At 73.9% G+C, this 16,183-nt stretch carries 12 protein-coding genes and 2 tRNA genes; 5 read left to right on the forward strand and 9 right to left on the reverse strand.

Annotated elements, in window-relative coordinates; translation table 11 throughout:
* Positions 1 to 27: 27 nt before the first annotated feature.
* Positions 28 to 1,863, forward strand: coding sequence for a putative bifunctional diguanylate cyclase/phosphodiesterase (locus tag ACH414_RS06705; protein ID WP_382535690.1), 1,836 nt, complete (start codon positions 28 to 30; stop codon positions 1,861 to 1,863).
* A gap of 164 nt (positions 1,864 to 2,027) precedes the next feature.
* Here the strand turns inward: ACH414_RS06705 and ACH414_RS06710 are convergent, their stop codons facing one another.
* Together ACH414_RS06710 and ACH414_RS06715 are read right to left on the reverse strand one after the other, a co-directional pair.
* Entirely contained in the window at positions 2,028 to 3,740 is a 1,713-nt protein-coding gene (locus ACH414_RS06710) for a glycosyl hydrolase family 18 protein (RefSeq protein WP_382535693.1), read from the reverse strand.
* A 258-nt stretch (positions 3,741 to 3,998) separates the two neighbouring features.
* Positions 3,999 to 5,075 (reverse strand): LLM class flavin-dependent oxidoreductase, encoded by a 1,077-nt coding sequence (locus ACH414_RS06715; RefSeq protein WP_382535696.1) that lies wholly within the window; start codon positions 5,073 to 5,075, stop codon positions 3,999 to 4,001.
* 371 nt (positions 5,076 to 5,446) lie between these two features.
* Here ACH414_RS06715 and ACH414_RS06720 point away from each other — a divergent pair, with 371 nt between their 5' ends.
* The gene (locus ACH414_RS06720; protein WP_382535698.1) at positions 5,447 to 6,205 is read left to right on the forward strand and encodes an IclR family transcriptional regulator; all 759 of its coding nucleotides are present in this window, start codon (positions 5,447 to 5,449) and stop codon (positions 6,203 to 6,205) included.
* A gap of 87 nt (positions 6,206 to 6,292) precedes the next feature.
* Positions 6,293 to 6,366 (forward strand) — tRNA-Lys (locus ACH414_RS06725).
* 57 nt (positions 6,367 to 6,423) lie between these two features.
* Here the strand turns inward: ACH414_RS06725 and ACH414_RS06730 are convergent.
* The 5 genes from ACH414_RS06730 to ACH414_RS06750 form a co-directional block, all read right to left on the reverse strand.
* Positions 6,424 to 7,077, reverse strand: coding sequence for a response regulator (locus ACH414_RS06730; RefSeq protein ID WP_386564624.1), 654 nt, complete (start codon positions 7,075 to 7,077; stop codon positions 6,424 to 6,426).
* Positions 7,017 to 8,321: a sensor histidine kinase gene (locus ACH414_RS06735; RefSeq protein WP_398940999.1), complete on the reverse strand. Its 1,305-nt coding sequence runs from the start codon at positions 8,319 to 8,321 to the stop codon at positions 7,017 to 7,019. Before ACH414_RS06735 ends, ACH414_RS06730 begins: the two co-directional genes overlap by 61 nt.
* Before the next feature lie 140 nt (positions 8,322 to 8,461).
* Positions 8,462 to 10,120 (reverse strand): AMP-binding protein, encoded by a 1,659-nt coding sequence (locus ACH414_RS06740; RefSeq protein WP_382535707.1) that lies wholly within the window; start codon positions 10,118 to 10,120, stop codon positions 8,462 to 8,464.
* A 26-nt stretch (positions 10,121 to 10,146) separates the two neighbouring features.
* Positions 10,147 to 10,737 (reverse strand): lytic polysaccharide monooxygenase, encoded by a 591-nt coding sequence (locus ACH414_RS06745; protein ID WP_382535710.1) that lies wholly within the window; start codon positions 10,735 to 10,737, stop codon positions 10,147 to 10,149.
* Between the two features lie 194 nt (positions 10,738 to 10,931).
* Entirely contained in the window at positions 10,932 to 12,416 is a 1,485-nt protein-coding gene (locus ACH414_RS06750; protein ID WP_398941002.1) for an SPFH domain-containing protein, read from the reverse strand.
* Between the two features lie 433 nt (positions 12,417 to 12,849).
* Here ACH414_RS06750 and ACH414_RS06755 point away from each other — a divergent pair, with 433 nt between their 5' ends.
* Positions 12,850 to 13,050, forward strand: coding sequence for a hypothetical protein (locus ACH414_RS06755; protein ID WP_398941004.1), 201 nt, complete (start codon positions 12,850 to 12,852; stop codon positions 13,048 to 13,050).
* Between the two features lie 639 nt (positions 13,051 to 13,689).
* Here the strand turns inward: ACH414_RS06755 and ACH414_RS06760 are convergent.
* On the reverse strand, positions 13,690 to 15,069 hold the full coding sequence (locus ACH414_RS06760; protein ID WP_382535718.1) for a peptidoglycan-binding protein: 1,380 nt from the start codon (positions 15,067 to 15,069) through the stop codon (positions 13,690 to 13,692).
* Positions 15,070 to 15,252: 183 nt separating this feature from the next.
* Here ACH414_RS06760 and ACH414_RS06765 point away from each other — a divergent pair.
* Positions 15,253 to 15,326 (forward strand) — tRNA-Lys (locus ACH414_RS06765).
* Positions 15,327 to 15,537: 211 nt separating this feature from the next.
* Here the strand turns inward: ACH414_RS06765 and ACH414_RS06770 are convergent.
* Entirely contained in the window at positions 15,538 to 16,179 is a 642-nt protein-coding gene (locus ACH414_RS06770) for a class F sortase (protein WP_382535721.1), read from the reverse strand.
* Positions 16,180 to 16,183: the final 4 nt, after the last annotated feature.

Here is a 16,183-nt window from a genome sequence, read left to right on the forward strand (position 1 = left end):
AGCCCGAACGCACTACGGGAGCGAGCGGTGAGCGGAACCCCCGAACAACCGGTGCACCCGTCGGCGGAGCCCGTGCTTACGGAGCGTCACCCGTCCGAACTCCGGGACTACCGCGCCGCCTTCGGCGCCGCCCGGCTCGCGATGGCCCTGGTCGACCGCGACGGCACCGTCGTCGCCGCCAACGACTCGCTCGGCACCCTCCTCGGCACCGAGCCCGCCGCGCTGCGCGAGCAGGCCGCCGCCGACCTCGTCGACCTCGCCTCCGACGGGCGCACCTGGCACGCCTTCCGCGAGGTGCTGCGCGGCCGGCGCTCCCGCTTCCGCTGCACCCGCAGGCTCAAGCACCCCGACGGGCGCTCCCTGTGGGCCGAGGTGACGGTCGCCCCCGTCCCGGACAGCCCGCGGGTGCTGCTCTCGGTCGCCGACATCAGCGAACGGCGCGAGCTCCAGGCGCGGCTCCGCCACCTCCAGATGCACGACCCGGTCACCCGGCTGCCCAACCGCGCCCTGTTCTTCGAGCGCCTCACCGCAGCGCTGGAGACCGCCGCCCTGGAGGTCCACGAGGAGGCCCCGCACGACCGGTCGTACGAGTCGTACCAGTCGTACGGGCATGGCGGAACAGGGCGGATCGGCATCTGCTACCTCGACCTGGACGGCTTCAAGGCGGTCAACGACACGCTCGGCCACCGGGTCGGCGACCGGCTGCTCGCCGCCGTCGCCGCCCGGCTCACCGAGTGCGCCGACAACCACGGCTTCACGCGGGGCGGCGGGCACCTCGTCGCCCGGCTCGGCGGCGACGAGTTCGCGATCCTGGTGGAGGAGTCCACCGGCACCGAACAGCTGGCCGACCTCGCGCAGTCCGTCCTGGCCTCGCTCCAGCAGCCCTTCGACCTGGCCGGGCAGCGCCTGTCGGTCTCCGCCTCCATCGGCGTGGTCGAGCGCACCGCCCACGACTCGACCGCGACCTGCCTGATGCAGGCCGCCGACACCACGCTCTACTGGGCCAAGGCCGACGGCAAGAGCCGCTGGACGCTCTTCGACCCCGAGCGCAACGCCCACCGGATGACCCGTCAGGCGCTCAGCTCCACGCTGCGCCCCGCCGTGGAGCGCGAGGAGTTCACGCTGGAGTACCAGCCGCTGGTCGACCTCGCCGACGGCGCGGTCCGCGGGGTCGAGGCCCTGGTGCGCTGGAACCACCCGCAGTTCGGCACGCTCGCGCCGAATCGGTTCGTCGGGATCGCCGAGGAGGACGGCTCGATCGTCGAGCTCGGACGCTGGGTGCTGCGCACCGCCTGCCGCCAGGCCCGGCAGTGGCAGAAGGACCACCCGGGCGACCGGCCGATCTTCGTGAGCGTCAACGTGGCAGTGCGCCAGGTCTGGGACTCCGACCTGGTCGCCGACGTGGCCGGCATCCTCGCCGAGACCGGGCTCGCGCCCCACCTGCTCCAGCTGGAGCTCACCGAGTCCGCGGTGATGGGCTCGGCCGGCCGGCCGCTCCAGGCGCTCCAGGCGCTGAGCGACATGGGTGTGCGGATCGCCATCGACGACTTCGGCACCGGCTACTCGAACCTGGCCTATCTGAGCCGGCTGCCCGTCTCGGTCCTGAAGCTGGACGGATCGTTCGTACGCGGCTTCCAGAACGAGGAGCACGCCAACCCGGCGGACGAGCTGATCGTGGAGGCACTGGTCCAGCTGGCCCACCGGCTCGGGCTCACGGTCACCGCCGAGTGCGTGGAGACCTCGGGGCAGGCCACCCGGCTGCGTCGGATCGGCTGCGACACCGGGCAGGGCTGGCTGTACTCGCGACCGGTGGCCCCGGACCGCATCGCCGAGCTGATCGGCGTCGCGCCGCTGCCCGTCTGAGCCGGGCCCGCCCGGCTCGGGCGCACGCGGGCCGGTGCACGCGGGCCGGTGCAGGCGGGCCTGCGCACCGGACCGCGCACGGGCATGGAACTGCCCCCGACCGGAGGGACATTCCGGGCGGGGGCAGCGGCTTTCATGCGGTGCGGGCCGTGCTCACGAGGGGGTCAGCAGGCGCCCTGGTCCTTCCAGACTCCCCACTGGCCGGTCGTGCCCGGCTCCTCGTTCTGCGTCCACCACTGGGCGAGCCACTTGTGGCCCTTGTGGGAGACGACCGTGCCGCCGGTGTAGATCGTGCCGGCCACGTACGCCGGGGCGGTGCAGCCGGTCGGCGGGGTGGTGGTGGGCGGGGTGGTCGGCGGGGTGGTCGGAGGCGTGGTGGGCGGGGTGGTGGTCGGCGGCGTCGTGGTGGGCGGCGTCGTCGGGGTGGTCGGCGAGGAGCCGACGGCCGTCACGATCTGGTTGAAGAGCGTGGCGTTCGCGTCGAGGCCGAGCAGCGAGTACATCATCGCGCCGGCGAGACCGCGCTGGTGGGCGTAGTCGGCACGGGCCTGGATGGTGCGCTGGTCGAGACCGGTGAAGAACTCGCCGTCCTTGTAGAAGTAGGCGGACTTGGCCTGGTCGTCCCAGAAGGTGGTGGCGGCGTTGTCGACGATGCCGCCGAGCTCCTTGTAGTACGCGATGCCGGCCGCCTGGCTGAGCGGGCGGGCGTTGGAGCCGCCGGTCGCGGTCTGGGCGAGGCCGTTGGTGGTGCCGGCGGGGACGCCCTTCCAGCCGCGGTAGTAGAACTCGTAGCCGAGGGTCAGCTTGTTGGCCGGGAAGCCGCCGGTGATGCCGTAGGCGGGCTTGCCGTCGATCCAGGAGTCGATGGCGTTGTCGATCGAGTACTTCTCGGTGCCCGGCTTGATGGCGTCGGTCGGGTCGTTGGTGCCGGAGTAGAGCGGGGACTGGTGGTACGTCGGCCCGTCGCCGTCCCAGGCGCCGTGCATGTCGTACGTCATGATGTTCGCGTAGTCGAGGTACGCGCCGATCTTGTCCGTCTCGATGTTCTTGATCTTGTCCTGGCCGGCCGGCAGGGCGGCGGTCAGCAGGTACTTCTTGCCGCCGTGGGCGGAGCCGTACGCGTCGAGCTGCTTGCGGAACTCGGCGAGCAGGAGGGTGAAGTTCTGCTTGTCCTCCGGGGCGTAGTGGTTGCCGAGGTGGCCGCCGTCCGAACCCGGGTACTCCCAGTCGATGTCGATGCCGTCGAAGATGCCGGCCGCGGTGCCGGGGCCGCCGTAGCCGCCCTCGACCGGGAGGTCGCCCTGGATGTACTGCTTGATGCAGGACGCGACGAACTTCTGCCGACTGGCGTCGGTCTTGGCCACGTCCGAGAAGTACTTGGAGTAGGTCCAGCCGCCCAGCGAGATGTTGATCTTCAGCTTGGGGTACTTCGCCTTCAGTTCCTTGAACTGGTTGAAGACGCCCACGATCGGCTGGTCCCACTTGTCGGCCACGCCGTCGACGCTGTCCGCGGCCGAGAAGGACTTCTGGTAGTCGGCGTACGAGTCGCCCGCGCCGTCACCGGCGTTGGGGTTGTTGTCGTCGCCCGCGGCCTTGTTGGCCTCGAAACAGGTGAGGTCGGTCGGGTGGATGTTCCCGAACGAGTAGTTGATGACGTCGAGTTTGCCCGCGATGCCCCGCTCGTCGAGGTGCTTGGGGTAGAAGGCGTTCCCGTACACGCTCCACTGGTCGTAGTAGGCGATCTTCACCCCGCCGGTCGAGGGGGCGGCGGCGCTGTCGGCGGCCTGCGCGGAGCCGATGCCGACGGTGGCGGCGAGCGCGCCGGCGGCGAGGGCGGAGCTGAGAAGTGCGGCGATCAGTGGTTTGCGGGGGTGCACGTGCGGCCTCCGGGAGGGGTGGCGGTACGGAAGTTGGAGCAGTGATATCCGGCGTATGAACGGCACGTCAATGGTCTGAACCAGATTGAGGACTAGACCAATTGGCGAGGGAAAGCCCTCGTCAGGGCCTTCCGGAGGGCCCGCAGCACATAAAGGAACCGCCCGCCACCACAGGTGACGAGCGGTTTAAGGCTCACTTAGGGATGGGCCGCCGGGGATGATCAGGTCCGAACCAGCCGCCTCGCGGAACGCGGGTTTTTACTCGCCGGGAACCTCGTCGGGCATCCCGTACGCGTCGGCGATCAGCTCGTAACTGCGCACCCGGACGTCCCCGCCGTGGGCGTTGGCGGTGATCATCAGCTCGTCGGCGCCGGTCCGCTTCCGCAGTCCGTCGAGCCCCTCGCGCACCTCGTCCGCCGAGCCGTACACGATGTTCGCCAGCCAGGAGTCGACGAACTCGCGCTCGGCCGCGCTGAACGGGTACGCCTCCGCCTCCTCCGGCGTCGGGATGAGCCCCGGCCGGCCGGTGCGCAGCCGCAGCATCGACAGCGCCCCGGTCAGCACCTGCCGGCGGGCCTCCGCGGGGTCGTCGGCGGCGAGCGCGGCGACGCCGATCAGCGCGTAGGGCGCGTCGAGCACCGCCGAGGGCCGGAAGGACTCCCGGTACAGGTCGAGTGCGGGGATCGTGTTGCGGGCGGAGAAGTGGTGGGCGAAGGCGAAGGGAAGACCGAGCATTCCGGCCAGCCGCGCGCTGAAGCCGGAGGAGCCGAGCAGCCAGACGGGCGGCCGCCCCTTCGGGCCCTGCACCGGCCCCGGCACCGCGTGGATCCGGGCGTACGGGTGCCCGTCCGGGAAGTCGTCGTCCAGGAACCGGGTCAGTTCCGCGAGCTGCTGCGGAAAGTCGTCGGCGCCCTCGTTCAGGGTGTCGCTGCGGCGCAGCGCGGCGGCGGTGGCGCCGTCCGTGCCGGGCGCGCGGCCGAGACCGAGGTCGACCCGGCCCGGGGCGAGGGCCTCCAGGGTGCCGAACTGCTCGGCGATCACCAGGGGCGCGTGGTTGGGCAGCATCACTCCGCCGGAGCCGAGCCGGATGCGGCGGGTGTGGGCGGCGAGGTGGGCCAGGATCACGGCCGGCGAGGAGGAGGCGACCCCGGGCATGGAGTGGTGTTCGGCCACCCAGTGCCGGTGGTAGCCGCGCCGCTCGGCCAGCCTGCTGATCTCCACGCTGGTGGCCAGCGCCTGACTCGCGGTGCGCCCGCTGCCCACGGTCACGAGATCCAGTACGGACAGCGGTACGGGCGCGGTGCCCCGCGCCTCTCCTCGAATCGCGTCGCTCACCGTGGGCGGCCCTTCCTGCGCAGTGTCGTCTGATCGGCGGTGTCGCCCGATCGGGTGTGCTCCCGGGTGCCCCCAGGTGCCCCCGAGGTGCTCCCGCGTCTTCTCGGCACTAACTGGAGGGAGTCTCCGGTTATTCCCCCGAAAAAATCTTCACGTCCGGAAGGCGCCGAACTCGTGTGCGGGAACCGATGCACACGGCCCTGACCTCAGCCTCTGTCACAGGGCTGTGACCGTGGCATATGCCAGGGTGGCGCGCCCCAGCGTAGGGCCCCTGAGCACCGAATCAATCTCGCCAACAGCCGCCCCGTAGCAGGTCCTTGGCGGCTATCGTGGTACGGAAGCTAGCGGTCACAACCTGGTAGGGGGAAACCGTGGCGCTGAAGCCCGAGCCCACCGCGCCGTTCCACTCGGTGCAATACGCGCTGCGCGTGCTTGAGACGGTCTCACGGCACGGCGGCGGCGTGACGGACGTGCAGATCGCACGGGAGACCGGCCTGCCCGTCGCCCACCTGGCATCCCTGCTCCTGATGCTCAGGCGCGAGGGATATGTGGAGCAGGTCTCCGACGGCGCCTATGTGATCGGCGACTCCCTGGTGCTCCTCGGCTCCGGCATGACCCGCCGCGAAGCCCTGGAGCTCAAGCTCCAGGAGACCCTGACCGAGCTGCGGGACTCGGTCGGCGCCGCCGTCTACATCAGCCGGTACATCGACGGCGAGGTGAAGATCACCCAGTTCGCCGACGGCCCGCGCACCCCGAAGGTCAACGAGTGGGTGGACTTCCGCTCCGCCGCGCACGCCAGCGCGGTCGGCAAGTGCCTGCTCACCCAGCTCGACCAGAACGGGCGTCGCGACCACCTCTCCCGTCACAAGATCGCCCGGCTGACCTCCCGGACGATCACCAACGAGAAGGTGCTGTTCTCCAAGCTGGACAGCCAGCCGCCGACCGTCCCGATGCTCGACCTGCAGGAGTACGCGGTGGGCACGGTCTGCGCCGCGGTCCCGCTGACGGCGGGCTCCACCGTGGGCTGCCTCGCCCTCTCGCTGCCGCTCGAGCACGCCCACCGGCTCCGCTCGGCGGCCGACATGCTCAACCGGAGGGCGGCGCCGGTCGTGCTGTCGCTGGCGATCTGACCGGCGCCGAGGGGTCCGGCCGGGGGTGGGTCCCGGGGGTGGTCAGGAGCACCCCTCGGGACCAGGTAGTATTTTCTTCGTCAGCAGGCGCCGCTAGCTCAGTTGGTTAGAGCAGCTGACTCTTAATCAGCGGGTCCGGGGTTCGAGTCCCTGGCGGCGCACAGACAGAGGAAGCCCTCTCGCGAAAGCGAGGGGGCTTTCTTGTCACCCCAGGGGCCCTACGCCCGGAGGTACGCGAGGACGGCGAGGACCCGGCGGTGGGTGTTCTCCGCGGGCGGCAGGTCCAGCTTGGCCAGGATGTTGCCGATGTGCTTGCCGACCGCGGCCTCGGTGACGACGAGCCGGCGGGCGATCGCCCCGTTGGAGTGCCCCTCCGCGACCAGGCCGAGGACCTCGCGCTCCCGCGGGGTCAGCGCCGCCAGGGGGTCGCGGTGGCGGCGCAGCAGCTGCCGTACGACCTCGGGGTCGACGACCGTGCCGCCGTCGGCGACCCGGACGAGCGCCTCCAGGAACTCCTCGACCTGGCCGACCCGGTCCTTCAGCAGATAGCCGACGCCCGTGCCGTCCCCCGCGTCGAGGAGATCGGCGGCGTAGCTGCGCTGCACGTACTGGCTGAGCACCAGCACCGGCAGCCCCGGGCGCTCGGCCCGCAGGGCGACGGCGGCGCGCAGCCCCTCGTCCTGGAAACCGGGCGGCATCCGTACGTCCGTCACCACGACGTCCGGTTCGTGCGCGGCGACGGCGGCGGACAGGGCCTCGGCGTCGCCGACCGCGGCGACGACCTCGTGGCCGAAACGCGCCAGGAGCCCGATCAGGCCCTCGCGGAGGAGGACGCTGTCCTCGGCGAGGACGATGCGGAGCGAACGCTGCACGGGATCTCCACTCGGAGGACGGTCGGCCCGCCGGGCGGGCTGGTGATCGAAAGTGTGCCATCGAGGACGGCCAGCCGGTCGGCGAGTCCGGTCAGCCCGCTCCCCCGCGCCGGATCGGCGCCCCCGCGCCCGTCGTCCTCGACGGTGAGCCGGAGCAGGCCGTAGGAGTGGTGCGCGGTCAGCCGGGCGCGGCCGGCACCGCTGTGCCGGGCGATGTTGGCGAGGGCCTCGCGGGCCGCGAAGTAGGCGGCGCTCTCGACGCCGGCGGGGAGGCGCGGAAGGGCCGCGTCCGGCTCGGTGTCGACCGGGACGGGCGAGCGGTCGGCCGCGTCCGCCAGGGCCGCGGCGAGCCCGTAGTCGGTGAGGACCTGCGGGTGGATGCCGTGGATCAGCTCGCGCAGCTCGGTCAGCACCCGCCCGGCCTCCTCGTGCGCGGTGGCGAGCCGGTCGGCGAGCGGGCCCGGCGGGGCGTCGTATCGGGCGAGGCCGAGGGTCATGGTGAGGGCCACGAGCCGCTGCTGGGCGCCGTCGTGGAGATCGCGCTCGATCCGCCGCCGCTCGGCCTCGAAGGCGGCGGCGAGCCGGGCGCGGGAGGCGGTGACCTCGCCGATCCTGTCCCGCAGCTCGGCCTCGCGCGGGGCGAGCAGCGCCCGGGCGAGGGCGGCGCGGGCCCCGGCGAGGGCGGTGAGCGGATAGAGCAGGAGCGGCAGCAGGGCCAGGCCGAGCAGGGCGGCGGCGAAGGCCTGCGGGTAGGAGGTGACCAGATACGCCTTGACCACCTTCGCCTCCTCGCCGCCGGCCGCGGCGAGCTGGACGGGTGCGCCGACCAGGGCGGCGGGCAGACCGAGCCCGACGGCGAGCACGAGCAGGTCGAGCGGCCAGAGCACGGTGGCGAACAGCAGCGCGTACGCGAGCTCCCGCCAGGTGGCCTGTTCCCGCACCCGGAGCCGTAGCCAGGCGGCGAGGCCCGGGGCGTCGGGGACGCCGTGCGGGTCGGGGGCCGGATCGCGGTCGAGGAGCAGGAGCCGGCGCCGCTCCAGGCCGCCGAGGGCGACGCCGGCGAGGAACAGCAGGGGCAGCCCGAGCAGGAGGACCGAGAAGCCGAGGAGCACCACCAGCACGAGCAGGGCCGGCGCCCCGAGGACCGCGCCGGAGGCGAGATAGGCGACGGCCCGCCAGGGCCAGGCGGTCCGCGGGAAGCGGCCGGGGCGGGACAGCGCGTGCCAGGGGGTACGGGGCTCCATGGGCCCTCACGCTATGCGGGCGGGCGGGGCGGGGCGATGGGCGCAGGGGGTGCGCGGAGGGTAGGGCCGGCCCTACCCCTGCGGGCCCGGCACGAAGGGCGGGCCCGCAGGGGACGGGGGCTCCCGGAACAGGACGGGCGCTAGCCGGGGAAGTCGCGTCCCCGTTCCGCGTACGCCGCGCGCAGGGCCTCGCGGGCGTCGGGCGTCAGGGGCTCGTAGGGGGCGCCCGGGGCCGGGCGCCACCAGAGGGGGTCGGGGGTGGCGAGCGCGGTGCGGCGCAGGGCCACGCGGTGGATCTTGTTGGTGGCGGTCAGGGGAAGCTCGGGGACCACCCGGACGAAGCGGGGCGGCATCTTCGTCCCCAGGTCGGGCTGGGCGGCGAGGAAGGCACCGAAGGCGTCCGGCTCGAACGAGGCACCCGGCCGCAGGGCCATCGCCGCCATCACCTGGTCCCCCGAGACGGGGTCGGGGACCGCGTACACGGCGACCCCGGCCACCCGCTCCCACCGCGCCAGGATGTTCTCGATCATCGCGGCGGCCAGGTTCTCGCTGTCGACCCGCAGCCGGTCGTCCGTGCGCCCCGCGAAGTAGAGGAAGCCCTCCGCGTCCCGGTAGAAGAGGTCGCCGGTCCAGTACCAGCCGTCGCGCAGCCGCGCGGCCTCGGCCTCGGGGTTGCGCCAGTAGCCCTCGAAGGGGTTGCGGCCGCGGTTGACCAGCTCGCCGACGGCCTCGTCGGCGTTGAGGAGGACGCCGGTCGCCGAGAAGCGGGCCGGCGGGCACTCGCGGCGGGTCTCCGGGTCGACCACCGCCAGGTCGTCGGCCGGGGCGGCGCGTCCGATGGCGCCGGGCGGGGTGCCGGGGGTCCGCTGGATGGCCGCGCCGCCCTCGGAGGAGCCGTACCCCTCGACGAGCCGCGCTCCGAAGCGGGCCTCGAAGCGGGCCGCGTCCACCGCCCCGGCCTCGGTGCCGAAGCCGAGCCGGAGGCTGTGCTCGCGGTCGTGCGGGGTCTCGGGGGTGGTGAGGAGGTACTGCACGGCCCGGCCCACGTAGGTGAAGTAGGTGGCGCCGTAGCGGCGTACGTCGGGGAGGAAGCGGGAGGCGGAGAAGCGGGCCCGCAGGGCGATCCCGGCGCCTGCGACGAGGGCGGGCGCCCAGTCGGCGATCACCGCGTTGCCGTGGAACATCGGCATGCAGATGTAGTGGGTGTCGTCGGCGCGTATCCCGAAGTGGGAGACGAGGGAGGCGCCCGCGGCGGCGAGCCGCCCCTGGGAGCAGACGGCGGCCTTCGGCGCCCCGGTGGAGCCGGAGGTGAAGGAGAGCAGGAGGCGGCTGTCGGGGCGTACGGGGCGGATCGCGGCGAGCTCGTCGGGGGCGGTCCCCTCGTAGCGGCCGAGGAGGTCCGCGTACGCCTCGGTGTCGGTCACCAGGACGCGTACGCCGGGCAGCGGCAGCCCGTCGAGGAGGGGCAGGTGGGCGCGCTGGGTGATGAGGACCCGGCACTCGGTGTGCCGGATGTCGCGGGCGAGTTCGGCGCCGCGCCGGGTGGGGTTGATCCCGGCCGCGGCGGCCCCCACGAGGGCCGCCGCGCCGAGCCAGAGCGGGTACTCCGGTGTGTTGTCGAGCAGCAGGCCGAGGTGCGGCTCGCGCCCCGGCCGGTCGGGCATCAGCTCCGTGAGCAGCGCGGCGCGCGCGGCGCTCGCTGCGGCGACCTGGTGGTGGGTGAGGGTGGTGTGCTCGTCCCTCAGGCCGGTCCGGTGGTCGCCCCACTGGCGTCGTACGAGTTCCGCGACGGTCCCCATGGGGCCGGATGCTAACTGACGCTACGTCAGAACTGAACGTCCGAGCACGCGTAGAAGGCGTTCCCGGTGTCGGCGATCGTCCACACGGCCAGGATGACGCCTCGGCCGGTCTTGCCCGCCGGAATGGTCCCGGAGTGCGAGAGCGTGGACGGCGGCTGCTGGTTGTTGTACGGGACGACCAGGAAGGGCTGGGTGTCGAGGTCGGCCCTGGTCAGGGCCTTGGTCCCGGTCCAGCCGTTCTTGGTGACGTAGTAGCGGAAGTCCGTGGTCGCGTGGCGGGCCGTGAACTGCCAGCGGAAGGTGTAGCTCTGGCCCGACGTGACCTTCGTGGTGGGCCAGGCGCCGCCGCGGGGGTCGTCGAGCTGCGCGAAGCGGGAGTTCCCGCCGGCGCAGATCTTCCCGTCGGCGGGGCCGCCGGCCGGGAAGCCCTTGGGCCCCTCGACCGACTGCGGCTCCCACTGGATGTCGCCGCAGTTCTTCACGGTGCCGTTGGCACAGAGCTTCTGGCGGCTGATCGGCGAGTCGGTGTAGCCGTGGCTGCTCGCACTGGTGGTGGCGAGGAGGGAGGCGGCGGCGACGCCGAGCGCCACGGCCGCCACTCCTGTCTTTTTGCGCATGCTGTCGCTCCAGGAGAACGTGGGGAGTTCTTTGGGCTGTGCTGCACGCGTGCGGGGGAACTCGCCGGTGCCGGCAGCGCCGGCAGTACGGACCGTACTGCCGGGCACTGCACGTACCGACGGAGTGATTCCGGTCTAGACCAAGTAACAAGGTATGGCCGGAAGTTGAGCATGTCCATACCAATGAGCGAGGCTCACGCGCCCTCCCCGGGACTCGTCCGGCCCGTGTAGAACGCCACCGTCAGGTCCTTGACCAGCGCCTTGCGCTCGTAGTCGTCCAGCTCCACCAGACCACGGGAGGTCAGCCGGTGGACCACGTCGTCCACCGCATCCACGACCGAGGTCAGCACGCTGTCCCGGTGCTTGGCGTCGATCGCCGCGATCCGGCGGCGCTGCATCGCCGCGGCGACCTCGGGGGCGTACTCGATGCGCGTCGGCTGCGCGGAGAACACGTCGATGCCCACCGGGGCGCACTCCGCCGACAGCACCCGCGTCAGCGCCTCGCCGACCGCCTCCGCGTCGCGCAGCGTCGGCGCGTCCTCGTGGAACGCGTCCGCCGGGAGCTGCGAGAGCACCCGGGCCATCGCCGCCTCCACCTGCTCCCGCAGGTACTCCTCGTGCCGGGCCACGCCCAGGGCGGCGCGGACCGTGTCGCGGATCCGCCACACGACGAGGACCACGACGTCCAGCGCCGTGCCCTTCGCGTCCACCGCGGGCAGCGGCTCGCTGCGCCAGTGCCGCAGGCGTACGTCCACGCGGCGGCGCAGCAGCAGCGGGCTCACCCAGAGCAGGCCGGTCCTGCGGACGGTGCCTCGGTAGTCGCCGAACAGCGTCAGGACCAGGGCGTATCCGACGCGGCCGCGGCCGAGCCCACCGAGGGAGAAGAGCGCGAGGACCACCCCGAGGGCCAGCAGCCCCCACTGCCAGAGACGGATCCCGTCGTACGGCCGCGAGGGCAGGTGCAGCATCCGCGCGGCCTCCGCGGGCACGGCCCCCGTCCACCACACGACCGCCGCGCACCCCACGAGCGCCAGCACCCCGCCGACCACGCCGACCCACCCCGGCAGCACCGGACCCGGCCGTTCGACGAGCTGCGGATCGGCGGTCGGCGCGGGCCGGGTCGCCGCCCGGGCGGGCGCGGGGATCGACGCCTTGCGCGCCTTGGGCTTCGGTACGGGCGGCACGGGCACGGTGGCGGGCCCTCCGTCGTCCCCGTCCGGCTCGTCCCGGAACAGCAGGTGCACCGGGATCGACCCGGTGGTCTCGGCCCCGATGACGTTCCGCCGCCGCGCGGCGGGACCACGGGGCGCGACCTCGGCGTTGGCGACGACCGGGACGGCGACGGACTTGACCCGGACGCCGGCGATCCAGCCGAAGTCGACGGCGTTGTCAGGGGCCGCGGCGACCGCCGCGGGCCGCTCGTCCGGGCCGTCGGGCTTGGCGGCGGTGGCCGCGGTGACCGCCGCAGGCGGCTTGACGGGCCCGGAACCCGAGCCTGCCGGGGCGTCGGACCCGGCGGCCGGGGCCGGGCGCCCGGCGGCAGGACTGTCACCGGCCGCCGAAGCCGCCTGCGGCGCCGCGAGCGCGGCGGCGCCGGGCTCGGACCCCCGGTCCCGACGGCCCGCGCCGCCCGCGGACGGGGCCGCCGGGGACGGCGCGGCCGTGGACGCGGCGGGCACACCGGCCGGGGCAGCGGAGCCGGCGGTCGATGCCGGACGCCGGACGGCCGCCGAGTCGGCCGGGGCGCCGGGCCCACGGTCCGGACGACCGGGCGAAACCGTTGCGTCGGCGGGGCCGGCGGTCGCGGCCGAAGGGCGGAGGGCGGGCGACTGCGCCGGGTCGCCCGTGCCGGCGGACGAGGCCGTCCGGGACGGCGCATCCGTGGACGCGGCGGGCACAGACGTACGGTCCGGACGACCGGCCGCACCGGCCGGGGCAGCCGCGCCGACGGTCGACGCCGAACGCCGGACGGCCGCCGAGCCCGCCGGGGCGCCTGGACCGGCCGAGTCCGCCGGAGTGCCGGCCCCGCCGGACGGAGCCGTACCCGTGGCGGGTGCGGACCCGCGGTCCGGTCGGGCAACCGGGGTGCCGGCGGACGACGCCGAGAGGCCGATGCTGGGCAGGCTGCCGCGGGGCCCCACCGCGGTGGCACCGGACGCCTGCGGCGCGGGGCCGCGCGTCGCGGCGGCGGCGGTCGGCTCGGCCTCGCCGGACGGCTTGGCGGCGGGCGCCGCCGGTCCGCCCGGTCCGGCCGGGTTCGACTCCCCCGCGGACAGGCCCGTGCGCGCGGCGGGCGCGGGCCGGGCCGCCTGACCGGCGGGTGCGCTCGTGCTCCCGGAGGGAGGCGCGGAGTTCGGCGCGACGGACGAGGGCGTCGCCGCAGGCGCGGTCCCGGCTGCGGCCACCGGGCCGCCCGGCCCACGCCCCGCACCGTCCACACCCTCGGCACCCGCAGGCCGGGCCACGCCCGCATCCGCGAGACCCGCAGACCGGGCCGCACCCGCACCCTCGGCACCCACAGCCCGAGCCACGCCCGCACCCTCGGCACCCACAGCCCGAGCCACGCCCGCACCCTCGGCACCCACAGGCGCGGCCACACCCACAGGCCCGGCCACCCCCGCATCCTCGGGACCCTCAGGACCGGCCGCGCTCACGCCGCCAGGCCCCGCGGGCCCCGCCGCATCCGCACCACCAGGTCCGGCCGGGCCCGCCCCACCCGCGCCACCATGCCCTGCCGACCCAACCGGCCCCGCCCCACCAAGCCCAGCGGGCTCAGCCGGCCCCGCCGGTCCCGCCGGCCCCGCCGGGCCGCCCGTCCCCGGGGGTCCCGCGGGGCGTAGGCGGCCGTCGGTGAGGCGGCGGGCCGTTCTGGCCGCGTCTCGGGTGGCGGCCGGGCCGGAGTCCGGGGGGGTCGGGGTCGATGCCGTCATGGTCCACCTCATGTTCTCGGGGTCATCGGAACAAGCGCCGCCAGGTCTCCGGGCCCGGGTAGCCGTCGGCCGCGCCGCCGCGCCAGCCCTGGGCCCGCTGGAAGGCCTCGACATTGCGACGGTCCGCCTCCGTCCAGCGCGGACCGGGGCCCGACGTGTAGTGCTTGCCGAAGCCCCGCTTCACCAGTTGTCTGCCCAGCTTCTCCACATATGCGTTGGATTGGCCCGGACGGAAGTAGCCACGCCCGGGGAACCCGCTCGCAGATGCGCTCGACCCGCCCGAACCACTCGAACCGCCGATGTCCTTGCCCTGCCCGGACACCAGCAGTGCCCAGGTCTGCGGGCCCGGCAGGCCGTCCGCCGCGCTGCCCTTCCAGCCCTGGGCCTGCTGGAAGGCCTGGGTGGCCCGACGGTCGGCCTCGCCCCAGCGGGGGCCGGGGCCCTTGGCGTAGAACTTCGTGCCGCCGCGGGAGACCAGGAGCTTGCCCAGCTGGGTCACGTACGGGTTGTTCGCGCCCGGGCCGAAGCTCGCCGCCCCGGGGTAAGGGGTGGCCGTCGCGCCCGAGCCCGAGCTGCCGCCGCTGATGACGCCCTTGTAGCGGTACGCGAGATAGCGGTCGGAGTTCTCCCAGTACGCGAGCGGGGTCGCCTGCTTCCGGGTGCGGGGCTTCGTCTGCTCGTACGCGATGTAGGAGGTGTGCGTGTAGTCCGTCCACCCGCCGAAGATCGTGACGTGCGAGCCGCGGGTCGGATTGGCGGGGTTGTGGAAGAGGAGGATGTCGCCGGGCTGGAGGTCCGCGCGGTCGATCGGGTCGGCGAAGCGGTCGAGGCTGCCGGTCCACTCGTTGCTGCGCAGGTTCCAGGCCATGGAGATGTAGCCGGAGCAGTCCTGGCGGTAGCCGTCGCTCCAGTACCTCTCCATCGAGTACGGGACCTGCGCCGCGACCCAGGTCTTCGCGCGGTTGATGATCTCGGCCCTGGTCGTCTTCCGCAGCGTGGCGGTGGAGATCTGACTGGTCGTCGGAGTCGCGTCGGGCGACGGCGCCGAACCGGGGCCCGGGGCGCCGTGGAGGGGCCCCGTGCCGCCCTGCGGGGTCTCCGGCCCCGGGCCCTCCGCGCGGTCGGCGGCCGGCTGGGACAGGATCGCCGGGTCGGCCGCCACCGTCCCGGGCCCGGCACCCTCGGACTCGGCCGCCCTCGCGTCCGCCATGCTCGTGCCCGCGCCGCCCAGGACCACCCCCGCCGTCGTCACCAGGACGAGCGCGCGCCGGGCACCGTGCGCGGCGGGGTGGCCGCCCGCCCGTACGGGAAGTCCCAGGGCGAGGTCGCGGCGCTGCTGGGCGCAGCCCGCGCAGCCGCAGTCCGACGCGGGTTCGATTTCTTCGAAGACCGGCACACTCATGCGTTCCCCTCCACACTCGTCAAGATCTTTTGGCGCTCTTGCACGGGCGTCAGTGTCTCAACTGTCTGGACAAATCGCATTTTGACGGATCGAAGGCTCAATACGACCATCCGACAGGCCGGGCGGGGCCGTAAATGGTCAAGAGCATGGTCAGAGGTCCTGTAGAGTTATCTCTGTCAGCAGGCGCCGCTAGCTCAGTTGGTTAGAGCAGCTGACTCTTAATCAGCGGGTCCGGGGTTCGAGTCCCTGGCGGCGCACGCGAAGACTGAGGCCCTTCACCGGACGGTGAAGGGCCTCAGTCGTTGTCATGGGGCTGCGCGGCCGCGGGCCCGGCCTCTACAGTGAGCGGAACCCCGACCTCCCGCGCCGGCGCCGGGCTCCTCCCGCGGCCCGTGAGCCCGCGGTCGAGGACCGGTCCGGCCGGCGGCCGGCGGGATCAGGTCCGCCGGCCGGTGCCCGGTCCCCCCGTCATCCCCGTACCGCGGTCAGGTACGCCGAGACGACGACGTTCGCGGTGTAGGCGCCCGCCTCGCGGTCGAAGGTGCCGCCGCAGGTGATCAGACGCAGCTCGGCCCGGTCCGCCTGGCGCTGCCCGTACGCCTTCTTGGGGTCGAAGCCCTCCCGGGGCAGGACCTGGACGTCCTCGATCGTGAATTCCGCGACGCTTCCGTCCGAACGGGTCACGTCCACCGTCGCGCCGGGACGGGCCGCGCTCAGGCCGTAGAACACGGCGGGGCGGGTCCTGGTGTCGACATGGCCGACGAGGAGGGCGGCACCGGAGGCCCCGGGCCGGGTGCCCGACCCGTACCAGCCGACCGTCTGCGGCATCTCGAACGGCGGCGGGTCGATCGCCCCCGCCCCGTCGAGCCCGCGGGCCACGACGGGGGCGCTGATCCCGACGGAGGGGATCGCGACCCGGCGCGGCTCCGCCGGGTCCAGCGGTGCGTGCGCCGGGGGCAGCGGCAGGCCGAGGGGGCGGCCGACGGCGGCGACGTCGCCGGTGGTGGGCGCCGGGAAGACGGGCCCGTCGGCGGCGTCGCGGCCCCAGAGCCACAGGCCGCACAGGAGCAGCGCCCAGGCCGCCCCGGTCAGCGCCCGCCCGGACGACACGCGG

The organism is Streptomyces sp. NPDC020422, assembly GCF_044386705.1.
In the GTDB taxonomy this organism is placed as follows: Bacteria; Actinomycetota; Actinomycetes; order Streptomycetales; family Streptomycetaceae; genus Streptomyces.

Coding starts and splice junctions, on each gene's coding strand:
- ACH414_RS06735 (WP_398940999.1), bottom strand. CDS start 8,321: ATGGAGCCCCGTACCCCCTGGCACGCGCTGTCCCGCCCCGGCCGCTTC.
- ACH414_RS06740 (WP_382535707.1), bottom strand. CDS start 10,120: ATGGGGACCGTCGCGGAACTCGTACGACGCCAGTGGGGCGACCACCGG.
- ACH414_RS06745 (WP_382535710.1), bottom strand. CDS start 10,737: ATGCGCAAAAAGACAGGAGTGGCGGCCGTGGCGCTCGGCGTCGCCGCC.
- ACH414_RS06755 (WP_398941004.1), top strand. CDS start 12,850: ATGCTGGGCAGGCTGCCGCGGGGCCCCACCGCGGTGGCACCGGACGCC.
- ACH414_RS06760 (WP_382535718.1), bottom strand. CDS start 15,069: ATGAGTGTGCCGGTCTTCGAAGAAATCGAACCCGCGTCGGACTGCGGC.